We start from the raw sequence: 18,773 nt of genomic DNA, 5'->3' as shown, positions 1-18,773 counted from the left end.
CGGTCTCCGTAGCGTTGGAGACATCCGATCCACACCCGCCCACGTCACATCCGAGGAGACCCAAGTGTCGAGCTTCCGCTCCCTTGTCGCTCTCGCGCTGACCGTCCTGGTCGGGTTCGTGATCACCTCCACCACCCAGTTCAGCTCCGCCACCTACGTCGCCTCCTCCAGCGCCACCGCCCAGATCACCGCCGCCTCCGACTGGACGCCACCCACCGTCTCAGTGGTCAACCCCGGCAGCATCGTGAAAGAGACCGCCTCCCTGACGGTCAACGCTGCTGACGGCGAGAGCGGCATCCGCGACGTCGTCGTCGAGTACCTTGCCCCGAGCGCCTCCACCTGGACGGCGATCTGCACCGACACCACCGCGCCGTACTCGTGCGCTTGGGACACCAAGGTGCTCGGCGACGGCGTCTACTCCCTTCGCGCCCGTGCCACCGACCGGGCCGGCTACGAGACCATCTCCGAGGTGGTCCGCACCAGCGTCGCCAACAAGCTCTACATCGAGCTGGCCTCACCGGGCGACGTCGTCCGCGGCTCCGTGCCGCTGACCGCGACCGTGCAGAACGTGGGCTCGCTGAGCCACACCGTGCGGATCGAGTACACGCCGAGCGGCACCACCGCCTGGAAGAGCATCTGCACCAACCTGTCCAGCCCCTACACCTGCGCCTGGAACACCACGGGTGTGGCAGCGGGCGACTACGACCTGCGTGCGGTGCTGGTCACCGGTTCCACCTCGACCTACTCGGCGCTGATCGAAGAGGTCACCGTCGACAACGCCGCTCCTGTCGTCAGCATGGTCGACCCGGGTTCGCCGCTCAGTGGCTCGCGGACCTTCGCCGCCACCGCCAGCGACGCGCAGAGCGGCCTCGACAAGGTCGTCATCCAGTACGTCCCCGCCGCCGGCGGCGCGTACCGCGACCTGTGCACCATCACCGCGGAGCCGTGGAACTGCCGGGTCGCCACCACCACGCTGGCCGACGGCACCTACAGCTTCCGCGCCGTCGCCACCGACCTGGCCGGGAACAGCGCCACCTCGGCTGCGATCCCCAACCGCGTCGTCGACAACAGCGTCGCCTCGGTCAGTGTCGATCTGCCCGCTGCCCTGACCGGAACGGTCACCATCGGCGCCACGGCAAGTGCCAGCGCCGGCATCGCCTCGGTCCGGATCCAGTACGCCACCTCCGGCAGCGGGACCTGGCGTGACCTGTGCACCGACACCAGCTCGCCGTACTCCTGCAGCTGGAACACCACCTCGGTGACCGACGGCGCCTACGACCTGCGCGCCATCTTGACCGACACCGCCAACCGCACCACGACCTCGGCGGTCGAGACCGGCCTGGTCGACAACAGCCCGCTGCGCGGCATCGACGTGCAGACCGCGAACGGCGGCGGCACGGCCGGACGGGCCGACGCCGGCGACACGGTGACCCTCACCTACAGCACCCAGATCGACACCACCAAGGTGATTGCGGGCTGGACCGGAGCGGGCCGCTCGGTCACCGTGCGGCTGCGCGACGGCGGGCTGCTGCTGAAGACCGGCAAGGACGACACCCTCGATGTGCTCGCCAGCGGCGCCACCGTCAACCTGGGTTCGATCAACCTGAAGCAGGACTATGTGAAGGGGCTGGGCACCACCCAGGTCAACGCGACGATGACGGCCGGGACCTCGGTCGGTGCCAACGGCCTGGTCCGCAGCACGATCACCCTGCGTCTGGACTCGGTCGCCTCCGGCTCGAACCGGCTACGCACCGTCAGCACCGCGGCGGCCATGATCTGGACGCCGTCCGCAAGCGTCACCGACCTGCAGGGTCGTGCCTGCTCCACTGCCGCCGTCACTGAGACCGGCGCTTCGGACCGAGAGTTCTGATGCGATCTGCACACTCCCCCGCCTCCCGGCTCGCGATCGCGGGCACGCTGAGCACCGTCCTGCTGCTGTTGGAGCAGACGGCGGGCGCCGAGTCGGCGAGTCTGCGGGTGGTGGTGATGGTGCTGGCGGCCCTGCTTCTGGTCGGCGCGATCAAGATGTGGTTCCACAACTGCTTCGAGTCGCGGGCGATGATCGTGCTGGGGCTCTCGGCGACCGCCATCGGCACGCTTCTCAGTCTGACCGTGGGGCTGCCCACCAGCTCCCCGCAGTCGGTGGGTCTCGGACTGCTGGCCCTGATCGCGTTGCCTGCCGCGGTGGTGGCGTTGTTGGCGTTCGATGCGCGTCGTCGGCAACGCCCCAGCGAACGGTCCCGTTCGCCGTATGCTCTGTGACCATGCTCGCCCACGTGCTGATCGTCGAGGACGACGACAAGATCGCTGCTCCCCTGGTGCGCACCTTGGAGCGCGAGGACTATGAGGTCCACCGGGTCGCCGAAGGACAGGCCGGCCTCGACCATCTGGCACGTGGCGGCGTCGATCTGCTGCTGCTCGACCTCGGTCTGCCCGACCTCGACGGCCTCGACGTCTGTCGCCGGGCGCGGGAGAGCGGGTACACCGGCGGCATCATCATCCTGACTGCCCGCGACGGCGAACTGGACCGCGTCGTCGGCCTCGACGTGGGCGCCGACGACTACCTGGCCAAGCCGTTCAGCCTCGCCGAACTCCTCGCCCGGGCCCGCGCCCTGTTGCGCCGCAGCGCAGCTGGCGCGCCGGTCGCCGTGGCCGAGGTGGCCGCTCCGGCGCCGTCGAACGCGTTGCGGATCGATGTGGCGGCACGACGGATCTGGGTCGGTGAGAGCGAACTGGCGACCACCTCGAAGGAGTTCGACGTACTGGCTCTGCTGGATGCGACCCGAGGCGCGGTGGTCAGTCGCGAGCAGTTGATCAGCGACGTCTGGGACGAGAACTGGTACGGCTCCACGAAGACCTTGGACGCCACCATCGGCCGGTTGCGCCAGAAGCTCGACGAAGCCGGAGCACCTGCCGCGATCACCACGGCCCGCGGCGTCGGCTTCCGGTTGGAGGACAGCGCCGATGCGTGAGCGGTTGATCGCTGCGTTGGTCGGGATGACCATCGCGATGATCGCGCTCTACGGAGTCCCGCGGGCCTACCTGCTCGCCGACCTGGTCAACGACCAGGAGCACCGCAAGATCGAGCGTTCCGCGGAGTTGCTCGCTGTCGTGGTCGACGAGCGGACCAGCGCCCAGGCGCCGGTGACCTCCGACTTCCTCGCCAAAATGCTCAACAAGGCCGAGTCGATCGAGTACCGCGGCGCCGACGGCACCGTGGTCCGGGCCGGCAGCCCGAACACCGGCGACCACGACATCGTGCAGACCCGCACCTTGTCGGACGGAAGCACGGTCACCCTGTCGCGGGACGGGAAGCTGATCGACCAGCGGATCTCCGACGCCTTGCTCCCGCTGATCCTGATCGGGCTCGGGCTCGTGGTTCTGGCCGTGATCGTCGGCTACCTGCTGGCCCGGCGTCTGGCCCGGCCCTTCGGCGAACTGGCCCAGGCAGCAGACGAACTGGGCGAGGGCCGGTTCGAGGTCGATCTCCCCCGCTACTCGATCCCGGAGGCCGACGCGATCGGCCTCGCTCTGAGCCGAGCCTCGGACCAGCTCGACGAGTTGGTCCAACGCGAACGGGAGTTCGCGGCCAACGCTTCGCACCAGCTGCGGACCCCGATCACCGCGCTCCGGTTGACCCTCGAAGACCTGACGATGTGGCCCGAGACACCGCCGTCGGTGGCCGAGGAGCTGACCGCCAACCTCGGCGAGCTGGACCGGCTCAGCGCCGCGATCACCGAGTTGCTGGAGCTGGCCCGCGGCAAGCGTCTGGGCGAGGCGATCGACTTCGACCTGGGGCGGCTCTCGGCCGACGCCGTCGACCGGTGGCTCGACCACGCCGCCGAGCGCGGCCACTCGCTGGTCCACGCGGCGACCGGTACCTTCGTCGCCCACGCCGTCCCCGGTCCGGTGAGCCAGATCCTGGATGTGCTGATCGAGAACGCCTGCAACCACGGCGTCGGCGTGATCACCGTGGAGCTCCGCAACCTGGACCACTATCTCTCCGTCACCGTCGCCGACGACGGTCCCCGCACGATCAGCAACGAGGTCTTCGAACGCGGCACCAGCTCGGCCGACAGCGATGGCCACGGACTCGGCCTGACCATCGCCTCCCAGCTGGCCACCTCGCTGGGCGGCCACCTCAGCCTCGCCGAGACCGAGTCGACCACCTTCGTGTTGCTGCTGCCCCAAAGCGGTAGGTCTGCGCCGTGACGACCGGAGACTCCATCGCCTCATCGCAGCAACCTACGCTGCGGACGGAGCGCCTCACCCTGGTACCGATGCGGCTCGAACACCTTCCGCTACTGCATCAACTCGACAGTGATCCCGAGGTGATGCGTCACCTCCTCGGGAGGGCTCGGACGCCGGAAGAGATCGACACCTTCTGGGCGCCGCGGTGCGCGGAGACGACGGCCGGAGCCGTGGGGCTCGGCTGGTGGGTCGGTTTCGCCGACGACGCCACCTCGTTCATCGGCTGGTGGGACCTTGGCCGCAGCGACACGGACCCACACTCCCCCATCGATCCGGACCACGTGGAGATCGGCTGGCGGGTGGCGCGGCGGCACTGGGGCCAGGGCTATGCGACCGAGGGAGCACGCGCCCTGCTGGATCACGCCTTCACCACGATCGGGCTGACGGCTGTCTATGCCGAGACCGCCGTCGCGAACCTGGCGTCCCAGGCCGTCATGCGCAAGCTCGGCATGACCCGAACCGTCGCCTCGGATCCGGAGAGCGCAGGTTGGACAGCGGTGGTTCACCGTCGCTAGGTGGCAGCAATCGACCGCTCTGGCACGGGGCGGGCGTCGGCACCGCTAGAATCCCTCCGTTCCAGCCTCCGTAGCTCAGGGGACAGAGCAGCGGCCTTCTAATCCGCCGGTCGAAGGTTCGAATCCTTCCGGGGGCGCAGCGAAAAACGCGCCTGAAAAGGTACAAAAAGGGCAACGCCGACACCGGCGTTGCCCTTTCTGCATCGTGATCGAGACGTGACCCAGCTGCTCCCGAGACTTGGCCCCGCAAACCGATCTGAGCGGGGTAATGTGGCACTGGCACCCCGAGTAGGACGGCGTCCAACTTTGGACTTTCCGATTTGGGCACCTCCACAGGGCGCCGGTGATGCCGTGATCGTAGGAGGACAGCCCCGGAAATGAACGCCGCCGAAGGAGAGGGCCTGCGGGCCCGCAAGAAGCGCGCGACCGAGAACGCCATCGAGCGGACCGCGGTGCAACTGGCGTTGCAGAAGGGCCATGCCCACGTCACCGTCACCGAGATCTGCGACGGCGCGGACATCTCCCGCAGCACCTTCTTCAACTACATGCCTTCGCGAGAGGCCGCGATCTTCGGTCGCCCCTTGAAGATGGTCCCCTACGAGGAGGCGATGGAGATCCTCAAGGCGGCCAACGACACCTCGCTGCTCGGCGCGATCTTCCGGGTCGCCGTCACCTCGGTGGGCAAGGCGAACATCAACGCCGAGGTCGCCGCCGGACGTAGTCAGCTCAGCCTGGAACAGCCCGACACCGTGGCCCCGATCCTGTCGCCGTTCATCTCGCTCTCCACCGACCTGACCGGCCTGCTCTACATCTGGCTCGAGGAGGACCACTCCCGCCGCCTGATTCCCGAGGTCGACACGCTGCGCGAGGCGATCCTGACCGTCTCCTTGGTCGGCAACGCCCTCCAGGTCGTCCTGGCCGAAGTCACCGGGACCGACGACCAGATCGTGGCCGAGGAGACCATGCACCAACTGATCGCCGAAATGGAGAAGCTGGCCTACGCGATCCGCCAGCCACGGCGCTGATCAGCTAGGAGACCGCGCCGATCACCTTGGCGGGGTTGCCGATCGCCACCACGTTGGCCGGCAGGTCCCGGATCACCACGGAGCCCGCACCGACCACGGTGTTGTCGCCGATCCGAACACCCGGAGAGACGATCACACCGGCGCCCAGGGAGACGTTGTTCCCGATCCACACCGGTGACGCCGCCGCCCACTTGGATCGGCGCTGTTCTGCCTGCACCGGTCGGGTCAGCGTCAGCAACTGCACGTTCGCGCCGATCAGCACGTCGTCGCCGATGGTGATCTCCGCGAAGTCCTGCGCCACCAACCCGGCCGCGATCTCGCAGCGCGCACCGATCCGGAGCCGTCGCCCGTGCTCCACCCGCAACGGGGCACGCACCTGCGTCTCCTCGCCGACCACAGCAAGCTCGGCCAACAGCGCCTCCCGCTCGGCGCCCAGCGGCGCGGCGTTGAACGCCGCCTCGGCCGCAGCCGCCAACGAACGGTCGCGGGCCAACCCCCGGTCATCGGTACGGAACGGCTGCCCGTCGAGCATCCGCTGCCGCATGGTGAGGATCTTGAGGTCGACCATGACGCCCAGATTACTGGGACCGACCGGCCGCTACGACGCCGCGTGGTCCGCCACGTGGGCGTCGATCTTCGACCGCAGGTCCGCCTTCACCGCGTCCGGCGCGAACGAGGCCGTCACCGCCTCCGCGGCGAGCTCAGCGACACCGGCGGCGTCGAGCTCGAGCAGCTCGGCCGCAATCTCGTACTCGCGGTTCAGCGTGGTCCCGAACATCGGGGGGTCGTCGGAGTTGATCGTGACCGGGACCCCCGCCGCCCGGAAGGCGGCCAACGGATGTTCCTCGATCGCGGCGACGGCACGCGTCGCGATGTTCGACGACGGGCAGACCTCCAGCGGGATCCGGTTCTGGGCCAGGTAGTCCAGCAACTCGGGGTCCTGCGCAGCCGAGGTGCCGTGCCCGATCCGCTCGGCTCCCAGGAGCCGGATCGCGTCCCACACCGTCTGTGGGCCGGTGGTCTCACCGGCGTGCGGCACCGACCGGAGACCGGCGGCGCGAGCCGCGGTGAAGTACGGCTCGAACTGGGGCCGCGGCACCCCGATCTCGGGGCCGCCCAGGCCGAAGCCGATCAGGGCGTCGGTGCGGTGCTCCAGGGCGTAGCTCAGCGTGGCCTCGGCAGCCGGAACACCCAGCTCGCCAGGGATGTCGTAGATCCAGCGCAGGACGAGCCCGAAGTCCCGTTCCGCACGGACCCGGGCCGACTCCAGTGCCTCGGTGTACGCCTCGATCGGGATCCCCCGGATCACCGAGGTGTGCGGGGTGCAGGTGAGCTCGGCGTAGCCGATGTTCTGGCCCTGGCTCATCTCGCGGGCGACCTCGTAGGTCAGCAGTTCGACGTCCTCGGGGGTACGGATCAGGTCGACGACGGCGAGGTAGACCTCGATGAAGTGCGCGAAGTCGCGGAAGGTGAAGAACTCCGCGAGCGCCTCCGGGTCGGCGGGCACCACCCCAGGGTGTCGGCGCGCCAGTTCACTGACGATCCGTGGCGACGCCGACCCCACATGGTGGACATGCAATTCAGCCTTGGGCAGCGCGGCGATGAAGTCATTGAGAGAGCTCACGCCGCGAGTCTGCCAGCGATGGGGCGCTCAGCCCACCTTCGCCAGGATGTTGTTCGCCATCTGTTCCACCGTGCTGCCGCTGACGACCTTGCCGTCGACGAAGACGGTCGGGGTGCCGGTGACGCCACGCTTGGATGCCTCGTCGGTGGCGTTGACGACCCACTGCTTGAACTCCAGGCCCTTGATCCCGCCGGCAACGGCGCTCTTGTTCGCACCCGCGGCGACCGCCTGCTCCACGAACCAGTCCTGGCTCGGGATCGAGCCGCTGGGCTGCTTGGCGAAGAGCGTGTCGTGCAGCGCCAACGCCGCCGTGCCGTCACCGGAGTCGAGGACCACGCCGAGGGCGTTCATCGCCTGGACCGAGTACTCGTTGAGGAAGGCCATCGGGCGGTAGACCACGAACGCCTTGCCGGAGAGGGCGACGTCCAGCAGATCCTGACGCATCACCTCTTCCAGGTCCCGGCAGTGCGGGCACTGGAAGTCTTCGAAGATCTCGATCTTGGCCGGCGCCTTCGGGTCGCCGACGCCCATCCCGAACTCGTCGACGAGCGCCACCCGGACGTTGCCGTCGGCGTCGGTCGGGCCGGTCACCGGCGCGCTGGTGGTCGGTGCCGTGGTCGGCGTCGACGAAGCACCCGTGGACGGCTCAGTCGACGGGGTGTTGCTGGGCTCGGTACTGGGCTCGGTGGTCGGGGTCGGCGTGGTGGACGGTTCGGCCGACGTCGCGGAGTCACCGGGCGCCTTGGCGTCGTCGCCGCTGGTGTCGCGATTGGCCTGCACCGCCCAACCGATACCGATCACCAGGGCGAGCACCGCTACCACGATGCCGCCGACGATCAGGTTGCGCTTGCCCTTGGCAGGCTGGTTCACGAGTTCTCCTTCACTTCCACTACGTCCGGTCGGACGAAGAGCACATCACCGAGCGCCAGCGCGGTGCGCGGGCGCCATATCAACCAGGCCGAAGCCAGGAGCAACGCTACGTCGCGAGCGATCTCGCGGGGGTACTTGTCGGTGGCGTCCGGATCGAAGCCGCCGCCGCCGAAGCAACCGCAGTCGATCTGCAGGCCTCTGTTCCAGGCCGAGCCGATACCGATGATGAAGGCGAGGAACAGCAGCGCCGACACGAGGGCGGAGAGCCGCACGAAGACGCCCAGCACCAGCAGTGAACCGACGACGATCTCCACGATCGGCAGCACGTGGCCGACGGTGGGCACGATCGATTCCGGGAGCAGGTCGTAGGCCCGTACCGCCCGCACGCTCCCTGCCGGATCGGGCAGCTTGACGGCGCCGGCGACGATCCAGACACCGCCGACGACGAGGCGCAGCACGGTGCCGATCCACGCTTTCATAGCGCCAACCTAGGCGAACCGCCTGAGACGTTGCTGAACGAATCCCTCGAAAAGTCTGACCCTGGTGCGGTCCCCGGCCGACTCGGAGAGTGTCGGTCCAGGCGAGTAGGGTCAAGGATGTGAGTGATCGTTTGGTGTGGATCGACTGTGAAATGACCGGCCTCGACCTGGGCGCAGATGCGCTGATCGAGGTGGCGGCTCTCGTCACCGACTTCGAGTTGAACGTCCTGGGTGAGGGTGTCGACCTGATCATCAAGCCGCCGGCCGAGGCGATCGACCAGATGAGCGACTTCGTCCGCGAGATGCACACCACTTCCGGCCTGCTGGACGAGCTGGCCGACGGCATCACGATGGCCGACGCCGAGGAACAGGTGCTGGCCTACATCCGCAACCACTGCGCCGACGGCTCCCGTCCCCCGCTGGCCGGCAACACGGTCGCCACCGACCGCGCCTTCCTGGCCCGCGACATGGTCGACCTGGAGTCGTTCCTGCACTACCGGATCGTGGACGTCTCCTCGATCAAGGAACTCTCCCGCCGCTGGTACCCGCGGGCCTACTTCCAGGCACCCGCCAAGAAGGGCAACCACCGCGCGCTCGCCGACATCCAGGAGAGCATCGAGGAGCTGCGCTACTACCGCGAAGCCGTCTTCGTGCCGGCTCCCGGCCCCGACTCCGAGTCCGCGCGTGCCATCGCCTCGCGTCACGGCGGCTCGATCACCGGCCTTTCCTGACCCCGATTGGCGCTGCACCCCCTAGGTGCCGCTATGCTTCTTCTCGGTTCACGGCGCTTCGGCGTCGATGAGTCATGGTGGGTATAGCTCAGCTGGTAGAGCGCCGCCTTGTGGTGGCGGATGTCGCGGGTTCGAGTCCCGTTACTCACCCCAACAAGAAAGCCTCCGAACTTCGGTTCGGGGGCTTTCTGCATTTCGGCCACCCCAAGAACATCTATACCCCCAGTAGGTATTATCGCGGCCATGCGCTCCCCGACTCGTCTCGTCACGTTCGCCGCCGGTCTCCTGCTCGCAGCCTCCACCTTCGCCGCCTGTTCGGAGAGCGAAGATCCGACGAGCACCGGCACGATCACCGACACCGCCTCCACCACCGAGTCCCAGGCGTTGCTGACGAAGCACGGGCTGGCCGGGATGGATGCTCGCGAGGTGATCGAGGAGTTGGAGGCGAAGCCGCTCGACGAGCGCGACGAGGCCCTGCGTGCGAGCGTCACCCCGACGGCGGTCACGCTCAGCGAGGACGGCACCCCGGACGTCGTCTTCGACCTCGGGGACGAGGAGTTCTATCTCTCGGTCGCGCCGTTCGCGACCTCGACCCACGACTGCGTGATGCACAGTCTCTCCGGCTGCCGAGGCGAGCTGCGCGCTACCCCGGTGACGGTCACCGCCACCGACGCCAGCACCGGAGAGGTGGTCCGGACCGTGCGGACCCGCACCCAGGACAACGGCTTCGCGGGCCTCTGGCTGCCTCGTGACCGCAAGCTGACCATCGCCGTCCAGCAGGGCGAGCGCAGCGGCAGCGCCACGATCAGCACCGACGCCGAGGCGCCGACCTGCCTGACCACCATCCGACTCGCCTGAGGCTGCTCCCGCCCGGAACGGTTCTCGCGATCGTCCGTTCCGAGTAGGTTCTTTGCATGGCGAGGCACGCGAACTACGACGTGATCATCCTCGGCGCGGGTCACAACGCGCTGACCGCGGGAGCGCTCCTCGCCCGCGCCGGGATGCGGACCCTGCTCCTCGAACGACTTGATCGCGTCGGCGGCGCGGCGGTCTCGGCCCGGGCCTTCCCCGGACGGCCGGTCCAGCTCTCCCGCTACTCCTACCTCGTCTCGCTGATGCCGGAGGAGCTGATGGCCGAGCTGGAACTCGACGTCGAGCTCCGCTCGCGCTCGGTCTCCTCCTACACCCCGTACCTGCACCCCGACGGCCGCCCCGATGGCCTGCTCGTCGAGCATGAAGCCGGCCCGGCGACAGCAGAGTCGTTCCGACGGCTCACCGGGGGCGACGACGAGTACGCCAGCTGGCAACGGTTCTACGCCGACGTCGCCGAACTCGCCGCGGTCCTCGCGCCGACCCTGCTGCGGCCGCTCCCCCGCCGCGCAGATATCGCCACACAGGTTCCCCTGCAGATCTGGGGCGACCTGATCACGCAGCCGATCGGCGTCACCATCCGCGATCGGTTCACCCACGACCTGGTCAGGGGCGTGGTCGCCACCGACGCCCTGATCGGCACCTTCGCCGACCTCAACTCCTCGAGCCTGATCCCGAACCGGTGCTTCCTCTACCACCTGATCGGCAACGCCACCGGCGAGTGGCGGGTTCCGGTCGGTGGGATGGGCGCGGTCACCGGTGCTCTGCATCGCGCCGCCGTCACCGCAGGGGCCGAACTGGAGACGGGTGCCCGGGTCGAGCGAGTACTGCCCGGGCCGGACGAGGTAGAGGTTCAGTGGCAGAGCGACGGCGTCCGGCACAGCGCCCGGGCACCCTACGTCCTGAGCGGCGTCGCGCCATGGACGTTGGCGGGGCTCCTGGACGAACCCGCCCCGCCACGGCCCGAGGGCGCCCAGTTGAAGATCAACTTCCTGCTCGATCGACTCCCCCGGCTCCGGGCCGACGTCGACCCTGACACCGCTTTCGCCGGCACGTTGCACCTGGCCGAGCAGTTCAGCGGCCTGCAGCAGGCCTACTCCGAGGCGTCTCGCGGCGTACTGCCGACCCACCTACCGGGCGAGGTCTACTGCCACTCGCTGACCGACCCGTCGATCCTGAACGGCGATCCGGGGCACACCTTGACCTACTTCGGGCTGCATACCCCGGCCACCCTGCTCGACGTGGACGGCGCCAAGGAGGAGGCCGTGGCGCGTGCGATCGCCGTCCTCGACTCCCATCTGGCGCAGCCGCTGCTGAGCTGCGTGGCCCGCGACGAGAACGGCGCACTCTGCATCGAGGCGAAGACGCCCAGCGAGATCGAGTCGGACCTGGCGATGCCGGGCGGCCATATCTTCCACGGCGACCTGGCCTGGCCGTGGGCCGACGACACCGATCCACTGGACACACCTGCCGACCGGTGGGGCGTCGCCACCGCGCATCCGCGGATCCTGGTCTGTGGGTCGGGCGCTCGCCGGGGCGGCGCCGTCTCCGGTCTCGGCGGTCACAACGCCGCACGGGCCGTTCTCGCCGAGACCGCCGGCCACTGACCGGCTAGCTCGCCGGCGCGGTCACCTTGTCGGCGGCAGCCGGACTGTGCGCCGCGATCGGCGGGGACTGGCGGGGCACCAGGAAGCCGAAGAACATCGCGATCAGTGCTGCCACGAACCCGATGATCATCGCGGTCTCGATCGCCTCACTGGACGGCATCGTGTAGCCGGCCACCAGGACCGTGGAGCCGGCCAGCACCGCGGAGAGCACTGCCGAGGACGAGGTGGTACCCAAGGAGCGCATCAACGAGTTGAGCCCGTTGGCGGCGGCGGTCTCGCTGATCGGCACGGCCGCCATGATCAACGCCGGGGTGGCCGCGAAGGCGATACCGATCCCGATGCTCACCAGGATGTTGATCGCCATCACCTGCCAGAGCTGATCGTGGGCGAAGACGCCGAGCAGGTAGCCACCGAGGATCACCGCGATCCCCCACAGCAGGGAGACCCGGGCGCCCCGAGCGGCGCTGATCCTGGCGCCGATCTGGGCGGCGAAGAACATCGCGAAACCACCAGGCGCAAGGACCATACCGGCCTCGATCATGGTCATCCCGACGCCGTAGCCGCTGGCCTTCGGGGACATCAGGATCTGACTGAACAGCAGACTGGTGCCGTAGAGCGCGAAGCCGACGCCGACCGAGGCCAGGTTCGTGAAGAGCACCTGCGGATGGGCCGAGGTCCGGAGGTCGACCAGCGGTTCGGCGACCCGCATCTGGTGCCAGCCCCAGAGCGGGAAGACGATGACGGCGACGGCGACGAGGCTGAGCACCTCGGTGCTTGCCCAGCCCCAGTGGTCGCCGCGGGTGATCGCGACCATCGTCGCGGTCAAGGCGACCACCAGCCCCAGCGAGCCGACATAGTCGAAACGGCCAGGGGTGCGGACCGGCGACTCCGGGACCAGCCAGATCACCAGGACCAGGCAGATCAGGCTCAGCGCCGCCGAGCCCCAGAACAGTGCGTGCCAGTCGAACTGGTCGGCCACCGCGGCGGCGATCGGCATCCCGAACGCGCCGCCGAGGCCCATGCTGGAGCTCATCATCGCGATCGCCGCGCCGACCTTCTGCGGCGGCAGTTCGTCACGCAGGATGCTGATCCCGAGAGCGACCGCACCGGACGCCGCGCCCTGGAACGCACGGCCGGTCACCATCACCGGCACAGAGTCCGCGAAGGCACAGATCGTCGACCCCAGGGTCAGCACGACCAGGCAGCCGACCAGGACCAACTTCTTGCCGAACATGTCGCCCAGGCGACCCGCGATCGGGGTCACCACGGCGGCGGCGAGCAGCGTGGCGGTCAGTGCCCAGTAGGCGTTGCCCGCATCGCTGTGCAGGATCTCCGGGAGCACCGGAACGAGCGGGACGATCAAGGTATGCATGATCGTGACGACGATTCCCGTCGCGCACAGGACCAGCAGCAAGCCCTTGGGGGCTCGGGTTTCCGACACAGGCACTCTCCTTCAACCTCTGCACGGTACCGAGGATGTGGCACTCAGTGCCACACGAGAGGTGAGGCGCTCATCACACCGTGCGCTTGACCAAAGATCTGACGATGTGGCATGAGGTAAGCCTTACCAAATATGATGCTGTCCGTGTCCGCATCGTCGCCCGCCGCTCTGTCGCCTGCCCGGGGCCCCCTCGGCGACCTTGCCCGCTTCGGTGACGCCCCCGCCCTGGTCACCGCGACGACCCGGCTAAGTCACCGCGAACTGGCCGACGCGACCGCTGCGTTCGCCGCGCGCCTCGGCTACGAACGCCGACTCGTCCTGCTCGCCGGCCGCAACGACGTCAGCTCCCTCGTCGCCTACCTGGGCACCCTCGGCGCCGGCCACGTCCCGCTGCTCTGCGACGCCCGCCACCTCGACCGGCTGATCGAGCTCTACCGCCCCGACACCGTGGTCCGCGACGGCGTCATCGAGAGCCACCGACCTTCGGCGCAGCACCAGCTCCACCCCGACCTCGCGTTGCTCCTCTCCACCTCGGGCAGCACCGGCTCCCCCAAGTTGGTCCGGCTCAGTCGCCGGAACCTGATCAGCAATGCGGCCGCGATCGCCGACTACCTCCAGCTGCGCCCGACCGATCGCGCCGTCACCACCCTGCCGCCGCACTACTGCTACGGGCTCTCGGTGATCCACAGCCACCTCGCCATCGGTGCCTCGCTGGTCCTGACCGAGCACTCCGTGGTCGACGACGCCTTCTGGACGCTGGCCGAGCAGCAGCAGATCACCTCGTTCGCCGGTGTCCCCTACACCTTCGATCTGCTCGACCGGGTCGGCTTCCCGGAGAGAGCCCCGACCAGCCTGCGCCACGTCACCCAGGCCGGTGGCCGGCTCCGCCCGGAACGGGTCGCCGAGTTGGCTGGCCTGGCGACGGCGCGCGGCTTCGACTTCGTGGTCATGTACGGCGCGACCGAGGCCACCGCCCGGATGGCGTGGCTGCCACCGGAACAGGCGGCGAACGCCCCGGACGCGATCGGCCTCCCGATCCCCGGCGGCAGCTTCCGCCTGGAGCCGATCCCGGGCGAGAACGCCGAGCTCGGCGAACTCGTCTACTCCGGCCCGAACGTGATGCTCGGATACGCCGAGAGCCCCGCAGATCTGGCCCGCGGAGCCGAACTCAACGAACTCCGCACCGGGGACGTCGCGCGGATCGGCGCCGACGGCCTGGTCCGGATCGTCGGACGTCGTTCCCGCTTCGCCAAGATCTACGGCCTGCGCATCGACCTGGACGAGGCCGAACGCGCGTTGGAGGCAGCGGGGCTCCCGGCCCGATGCGCCGACGGCGGCGAGACGCTGATCGTGGCCCTGACCGGCCCGCTCACCTCGGAGCACCGCCGCACCGTGCTGGCCACCGCCCTGCAGCAGTGGGGGCTGCCAGCCGGTGCCGTCCGGCTGGTGGAGGTCGACGCCTTCCCGCGACTGGCCAACGACAAGGTCGACTACCGCGCACTCGTGTCACTTGCGCAGGCTCCGCCTCCTACCGCGTCGACGCCGGAGACGACCGCCACACCTCAGGTCCGGATCGAGCGGGCCTTCGCCGAGATCCTGGGTCGACCGGTCGGCGCCCGCGACACCTTCCTGGAGCTCGGCGGCGACTCGCTCTCCTATGTCGAGGCATCGGTACGACTCGAGCAGATCATCGGCGAGCTACCACCGAAGTGGCACACCCTCGAGATCCAGACGCTGGCCGCCGCGGCCTCGACGCGGCCCCGCCGCGGACGGGTCCTGGAGACCAGCGTGGTACTGCGCGCCGTCGCCATCTTCGCGATCGTTTCCAGCCACGCCAACCTGCTCACCCTGCTCGGTGGCGCGCATCTGCTGCTCGGGATCAGTGGCTACAACTACATCCGCTTCCAGCCGCACGGCGAGACTCGCGAGAGGGTCCGCGCCCACCTCAGCTCAGCGGCCCGGATCGCGGTGCCCGCGATGCTCTGGATCGGGGCGGTCACCCTGGCCACCGGGACCTACCCCTGGCGAAGTGTCTTCCTCGTCAACGGACTCATCTCCCGGGGCTGGTCGGAGCCGGCCTGGCACTTCTGGTTCATCGAGGTACTGGTCCTCCAACTCCTCGTACTGGCAGCCCTCACCTGTCTGCCCGCCTGGCGCCGGGCCGAGGCCCGATGGCCGTTCTGGCTCCCCTTCGCCATCGCCTGTGGAGCATTGGTCACCCGCTACGAGCTCTGGGAGCCGCGCGGCGGCGACGACATCCACCGGACCCACATGGTGCTTTGGATCTTCGCCCTCGGCTGCGCGATCGCCCGCGCCGAACATCGCTGGCAGCGGATCGCCGTCTCGGTGTTGACGGTCGCGGCGTTGCCGGGCTTCTTCGAGAACACGGCCCGCGAACTCTTCGTCGCGCTCGGCCTGCTGCTGCTGATCTGGGTGCACAGCATCCGGCTGCCGAACGTGGTGGCCGTCGCGGTGACCACGCTGGCCTCGGCGTCGATGTACATCTACCTCACCCACTGGCAGGTCTATCCGTGGCTGGAGGATCGGGTACCGGCGTTGGCGGTGCTGACCTCCTTCGCCGTCGGGATCACGGCAGCGGCGGTGGCACGTCGGCTCGGCCTGCGCCTTCGCGCGTTGAGCGCCTCCGCGCTCAGTCGAGGTCGGCAGCGCGGTCCAGCAGCACCGGTCGAGAGCCGGGTACCAAGCCAGCCGTAACCCGGGCGCCGACCGGGAGCACCTGGTGCTGGGTCAGCCAGGACCGGACCTGCGCTCCGCTGGCCAACCGGACCGTGGCCAGGGTGAACGCCCCGTGGTAGTCCAGGCTCAGCACCTCGGCGTCGCCGTTCGCGGTGAGCATGACCTCATGCGGACGGAGCACCACGTCGCGATCGCCTGCGTCTGCTTCCGCGGCGACCCCCTCGATGGAGCCGAGCTCGCACCGCAGGTCGGCGCCGTCACGAGTGACCGGGAGGAAATCCGCATCGCCCATGAAGGTGGCCACGAACCGGTTGGCCGGCCGCTCGAAGACCTCGCTCGGCGTCCCCACCTGCTCGATCCGCCCGTTGCGCATCACCACGACCCGGTCCGCGATCGATAGCGCTTCGTCCTGGTCGTGGGTGACCACGATCGCGGTCGCCCCCGAGGCACGCAGGGTGGCCATGATCTCGGCGCGGACCCGGCCGCGCAGGTGCTCGTCGAGGCTCGAGAAGGGTTCGTCCAGCAGGACCAACGCCGGGTCCGGCGCCAAGGCCCGGGCCAGCGCCACCCGCTGCTGCTCACCACCGGAGAGCTGATGCGGGTGCCGATCGGCGCGGTGGCTCAGGTGGACCCGATCCAACAACTCCGCCACCCGGCTCCGCCGGGCCGCACGGGCCAGCCCACGGAGCCCGAAGCCGACGTTGCGGGCCACAGTCAGGTGTGGGAAGAGCGCGTGGTCCTGGAAGACCAGGCCGACCCGCCGCTTCTCGGGGTGCCGGAAGGTCGCGGCGTCGGCGACCACCTCGCCGGCGATCTCGATCCGGCCGGCGTCGGGTCGCTCCAACCCGGCCACCAGGCGCAGGAAGGTGGACTTGCCGCAGCCGCTCGGACCGATCACGGCCACCACCTCGCCGGGCACGACCCGCAGGTCGAGGCCGTCGGCGGCGGCGGTGACGCCGTAACGCTTGGCCACCTGGGCGACCACCAACGCATCAACGTGGCTCATGGCAGGTTCCTCCCCCGGGCCGCACGGCCACGGATCAGCACGAAGACCGGCACCAACGCCAGCAGCACGATCAGGAGCGCCGGCAGGGCGGCCTTCTCCCAGTAGTTCTCCCGGGCCAGCTGGTAGACCCAGACCGAGACCGTGGTGAAGCCGAACGGACGCAGCAGCAGCACCAACGGCAGCTCCTTGATCACGTCGACCAGGACCAGGACGGCGGCAACCGTCACCCCGGACCGCAGCTGTGGCAGGTGCACCCGGGCCAGCACCGCACCGGGTCGCGCGCCCAAGGAGAGCGCGGAGCCGGTGATCGACGGCGCGATCTTGGCGTAGCTGGCATCGATCGCCTGGTGTGCGGGCGCCACGAAGCGGACCACCTGGGCGATCAGGATCCCGAGCACCGAACCGGTGATCAGGAGCCCGGTGCCGCCCTCGACACCGATCCCGATCAGGGCGTCGTCCAGCCAGGCCATCACGATCAGCACGCCGATCCCGACCACCGCGCCGGGCACCGCGTAGCCGAAGGTGGTCGCATGTCCCGCGGCCCGGACCAGCCGACCGCCACCCAGCCGCTGTGCGTGACCGATCAGTACCGCGGCGACGACGCAGATCGCGGCCACCACCAGCGCCAGGGTGACGCTGTTGGCGATGTAATCGGTGAACCGCTTGTCCAGCGGGTCGGTCCCGGAGCCGTCCCGACCCGCCCACGCCCAGGCGGCGAGGCGGAGCACCGGCAGCACGAACGCAGCGCCGAGCACCGCCAGACCGACCGCGGTCGCGCCCAGGGCCCGCAGGCCGCGCAACCGGACCGGCCCGATCCCCTGGCCGGTGCCGCCGCGCTGGTGGAACCGGGCACCGCCACGCAGCAACCGTTCGCCGACCAGTACCGCCACCGCGAAGAGCAGCACCAGGGCGGCGAGCTGGGTGGCCGAGTGCAGGTCGTAGGTGCCCTTCCAGGTCAGGTAGACCCCGACCGAGACGGTCTGCACATTGAAGTACTGGACGGTGGCGAAGTCGGTGAGCGTCTCCATCATCACCAGCGCCAGGCCCGCCGCCAGCGAGGGCCGGGCCAACGGCAGCAGGACCTGCCAGAAGGTGCGCGCCCGCCCGGCCCCCAGCGAGCGGGCCGCGTCGAAGGTGCGGGCCGACTGCTCGGTGAACGCCGCACGGGCCATCAGATAGACGTAGGGATAGAGCGTCAGGCTCATCACCACGACCGCGCCGCCCAGCGACCGCACCGTCGGTACCCACACGTCGTCGCCGAACCAGTCGCGGAACGTGGTCTGCACCGGCCCGGCGACGTCGAAGGTGGAGAGGAAGACGAAGCCGAGGATGTAGGCCGGCATCGCCAGCGGCAGCACCAGCGCCCAGGAGAGGAACCGCCGCAACGGGAAGTCGAACGCCGTGGTCAGCCAGGCCAGACCGATGCCGAGCAGGCAGGTCCCGACGCCGACGCCGAGCAACAACCAGACGCTGGTCAGTGTCATCGCGCCGACGTCGTGAGGCAGCTCCGCGCTACCGGCGTTGAGTAGTCCGTCGATGACCACCGCAACGATCGGGGCGGCCACCAGGAGGCCGATCAGCACGGCGAGTGCCGACCAGGCCAGGCGTCCCTCGCCGACGAGGCGCCGTAACACGCCTCGTGGCGCGGGCAGCCGAC

Annotated in this window: 17 protein-coding genes and 2 tRNA genes; 12 read left to right on the top strand and 7 right to left on the bottom strand. The window is 69.3% G+C overall.

Annotation, left to right across the window (positions count from 1 at the left end; all coding sequences use genetic code 11):
• The first annotated feature begins 64 nt into the window (after nucleotides 1-64).
• The 7 genes from ACLM5J_RS05480 (at nucleotide 65) to ACLM5J_RS05450 (ending at nucleotide 5,791) form a co-directional block, all read left to right on the top strand.
• A complete protein-coding gene (locus ACLM5J_RS05480; protein ID WP_413655057.1) occupies nucleotides 65-1,870 on the top strand; it encodes an Ig-like domain-containing protein in 1,806 nt (601 codons plus the stop codon).
• Nucleotides 1,870-2,262, top strand: coding sequence for a hypothetical protein (locus ACLM5J_RS05475; protein WP_413655056.1), 393 nt, complete (start codon nucleotides 1,870-1,872; stop codon nucleotides 2,260-2,262). The genes ACLM5J_RS05480 and ACLM5J_RS05475 overlap by 1 nt, the downstream gene beginning before the upstream one ends.
• A gap of 2 nt (nucleotides 2,263-2,264) precedes the next feature.
• Entirely contained in the window at nucleotides 2,265-2,972 is a 708-nt protein-coding gene (locus ACLM5J_RS05470; protein ID WP_413655055.1) for a response regulator transcription factor, read from the top strand.
• Entirely contained in the window at nucleotides 2,965-4,212 is a 1,248-nt protein-coding gene (locus ACLM5J_RS05465) for a sensor histidine kinase (RefSeq protein WP_413655054.1), read from the top strand. The genes ACLM5J_RS05470 and ACLM5J_RS05465 overlap by 8 nt, the downstream gene beginning before the upstream one ends.
• On the top strand, nucleotides 4,209-4,766 hold the full coding sequence (locus tag ACLM5J_RS05460; protein WP_413655053.1) for a GNAT family N-acetyltransferase: 558 nt from the start codon (nucleotides 4,209-4,211) through the stop codon (nucleotides 4,764-4,766). The genes ACLM5J_RS05465 and ACLM5J_RS05460 overlap by 4 nt, the downstream gene beginning before the upstream one ends.
• Before the next feature lie 64 nt (nucleotides 4,767-4,830).
• A tRNA-Arg gene (locus ACLM5J_RS05455) sits at nucleotides 4,831-4,903 on the top strand.
• A gap of 240 nt (nucleotides 4,904-5,143) precedes the next feature.
• On the top strand, nucleotides 5,144-5,791 hold the full coding sequence (locus ACLM5J_RS05450; protein WP_413655052.1) for a TetR/AcrR family transcriptional regulator: 648 nt from the start codon (nucleotides 5,144-5,146) through the stop codon (nucleotides 5,789-5,791).
• Nucleotides 5,792-5,795: 4 nt separating this feature from the next.
• Here the strand turns inward: ACLM5J_RS05450 and ACLM5J_RS05445 are convergent, their stop codons facing one another.
• Genes ACLM5J_RS05445 through ACLM5J_RS05430 form a run of 4 tightly spaced genes read right to left on the bottom strand, consistent with a single transcriptional unit; the run spans nucleotide 5,796 to nucleotide 8,764 of the window.
• Entirely contained in the window at nucleotides 5,796-6,359 is a 564-nt protein-coding gene (locus tag ACLM5J_RS05445; RefSeq protein WP_413655051.1) for a DapH/DapD/GlmU-related protein, read from the bottom strand.
• 30 nt (nucleotides 6,360-6,389) lie between these two features.
• Complete coding sequence (locus tag ACLM5J_RS05440; RefSeq protein WP_413655050.1) at nucleotides 6,390-7,415, bottom strand: adenosine deaminase; 1,026 nt, start codon at nucleotides 7,413-7,415, stop codon at nucleotides 6,390-6,392.
• Between the two features lie 27 nt (nucleotides 7,416-7,442).
• On the bottom strand, nucleotides 7,443-8,285 hold the full coding sequence (locus ACLM5J_RS05435) for a DsbA family protein (protein WP_413655049.1): 843 nt from the start codon (nucleotides 8,283-8,285) through the stop codon (nucleotides 7,443-7,445).
• Nucleotides 8,282-8,764 carry a DoxX family protein gene (locus ACLM5J_RS05430; protein WP_413655048.1) on the bottom strand — a complete coding sequence of 161 codons (483 nt, stop codon included), beginning with the start codon at nucleotides 8,762-8,764 and terminating at the stop codon, nucleotides 8,282-8,284. Before ACLM5J_RS05430 ends, ACLM5J_RS05435 begins: the two co-directional genes overlap by 4 nt.
• Nucleotides 8,765-8,883: 119 nt before the next feature.
• Between ACLM5J_RS05430 and orn the strand changes: the two genes are divergently transcribed.
• From orn to ACLM5J_RS05410, 4 genes are all read left to right on the top strand, one after another.
• Nucleotides 8,884-9,495: an oligoribonuclease gene (gene orn, locus ACLM5J_RS05425; protein ID WP_413655047.1), complete on the top strand. Its 612-nt coding sequence runs from the start codon at nucleotides 8,884-8,886 to the stop codon at nucleotides 9,493-9,495.
• A 77-nt stretch (nucleotides 9,496-9,572) separates the two neighbouring features.
• Nucleotides 9,573-9,648 (top strand) — tRNA-His (locus ACLM5J_RS05420).
• A gap of 90 nt (nucleotides 9,649-9,738) precedes the next feature.
• Nucleotides 9,739-10,353, top strand: a complete 615-nt coding sequence (locus ACLM5J_RS05415) for a CueP family metal-binding protein (protein WP_413655046.1) — start codon at nucleotides 9,739-9,741, stop codon at nucleotides 10,351-10,353.
• A 56-nt stretch (nucleotides 10,354-10,409) separates the two neighbouring features.
• Nucleotides 10,410-11,972, top strand: coding sequence for a phytoene desaturase family protein (locus ACLM5J_RS05410; RefSeq protein WP_413655045.1), 1,563 nt, complete (start codon nucleotides 10,410-10,412; stop codon nucleotides 11,970-11,972).
• Between the two features lie 4 nt (nucleotides 11,973-11,976).
• Here ACLM5J_RS05410 and ACLM5J_RS05405 read toward each other — a convergent pair whose 3' ends face one another.
• Nucleotides 11,977-13,413 (bottom strand): MFS transporter, encoded by a 1,437-nt coding sequence (locus ACLM5J_RS05405; protein ID WP_413655044.1) that lies wholly within the window; start codon nucleotides 13,411-13,413, stop codon nucleotides 11,977-11,979.
• A 144-nt stretch (nucleotides 13,414-13,557) separates the two neighbouring features.
• Between ACLM5J_RS05405 and ACLM5J_RS05400 the strand changes: the two genes are divergently transcribed.
• Complete coding sequence (locus tag ACLM5J_RS05400; protein WP_413655043.1) at nucleotides 13,558-16,128, top strand: AMP-binding protein; 2,571 nt, start codon at nucleotides 13,558-13,560, stop codon at nucleotides 16,126-16,128.
• Here the strand turns inward: ACLM5J_RS05400 and ACLM5J_RS05395 are convergent.
• Nucleotides 16,064-17,116 carry an ABC transporter ATP-binding protein gene (locus tag ACLM5J_RS05395; RefSeq protein WP_413655042.1) on the bottom strand — a complete coding sequence of 351 codons (1,053 nt, stop codon included), beginning with the start codon at nucleotides 17,114-17,116 and terminating at the stop codon, nucleotides 16,064-16,066. The two genes, ACLM5J_RS05400 and ACLM5J_RS05395, sit on opposite strands and share 65 nt — an antisense overlap.
• Complete coding sequence (locus tag ACLM5J_RS05390) at nucleotides 17,113-18,750, bottom strand: ABC transporter permease (RefSeq protein WP_413655041.1); 1,638 nt, start codon at nucleotides 18,748-18,750, stop codon at nucleotides 17,113-17,115. The genes ACLM5J_RS05395 and ACLM5J_RS05390 overlap by 4 nt, the downstream gene beginning before the upstream one ends.
• Between the last annotated feature and the right edge of the window lie 23 nt (nucleotides 18,751-18,773).

This window comes from Nocardioides sp. Bht2, assembly GCF_047308515.1.
In the GTDB taxonomy this organism is placed as follows: domain Bacteria; phylum Actinomycetota; class Actinomycetes; order Propionibacteriales; family Nocardioidaceae; genus Nocardioides.
Note: the sequence above shows the minus strand (reverse complement) of the source record. Positions and strands in the feature narration are given on the sequence as shown.

Excerpts from the sequence above, each read along its gene's own strand:
- ACLM5J_RS05475 (WP_413655056.1), top strand. The coding sequence starts at position 1,870 with ATGCGATCTGCACACTCCCCCGCCTCCCGGCTCGCGATCGCGGGCACG.
- ACLM5J_RS05470 (WP_413655055.1), top strand. The coding sequence starts at position 2,265 with ATGCTCGCCCACGTGCTGATCGTCGAGGACGACGACAAGATCGCTGCT.
- ACLM5J_RS05465 (WP_413655054.1), top strand. The coding sequence starts at position 2,965 with ATGCGTGAGCGGTTGATCGCTGCGTTGGTCGGGATGACCATCGCGATG.
- ACLM5J_RS05450 (WP_413655052.1), top strand. The coding sequence starts at position 5,144 with ATGAACGCCGCCGAAGGAGAGGGCCTGCGGGCCCGCAAGAAGCGCGCG.
- ACLM5J_RS05445 (WP_413655051.1), bottom strand. The coding sequence starts at position 6,359 with ATGGTCGACCTCAAGATCCTCACCATGCGGCAGCGGATGCTCGACGGG.
- ACLM5J_RS05430 (WP_413655048.1), bottom strand. The coding sequence starts at position 8,764 with ATGAAAGCGTGGATCGGCACCGTGCTGCGCCTCGTCGTCGGCGGTGTC.
- ACLM5J_RS05415 (WP_413655046.1), top strand. The coding sequence starts at position 9,739 with ATGCGCTCCCCGACTCGTCTCGTCACGTTCGCCGCCGGTCTCCTGCTC.
- ACLM5J_RS05410 (WP_413655045.1), top strand. The coding sequence starts at position 10,410 with ATGGCGAGGCACGCGAACTACGACGTGATCATCCTCGGCGCGGGTCAC.
- ACLM5J_RS05395 (WP_413655042.1), bottom strand. The coding sequence starts at position 17,116 with ATGAGCCACGTTGATGCGTTGGTGGTCGCCCAGGTGGCCAAGCGTTAC.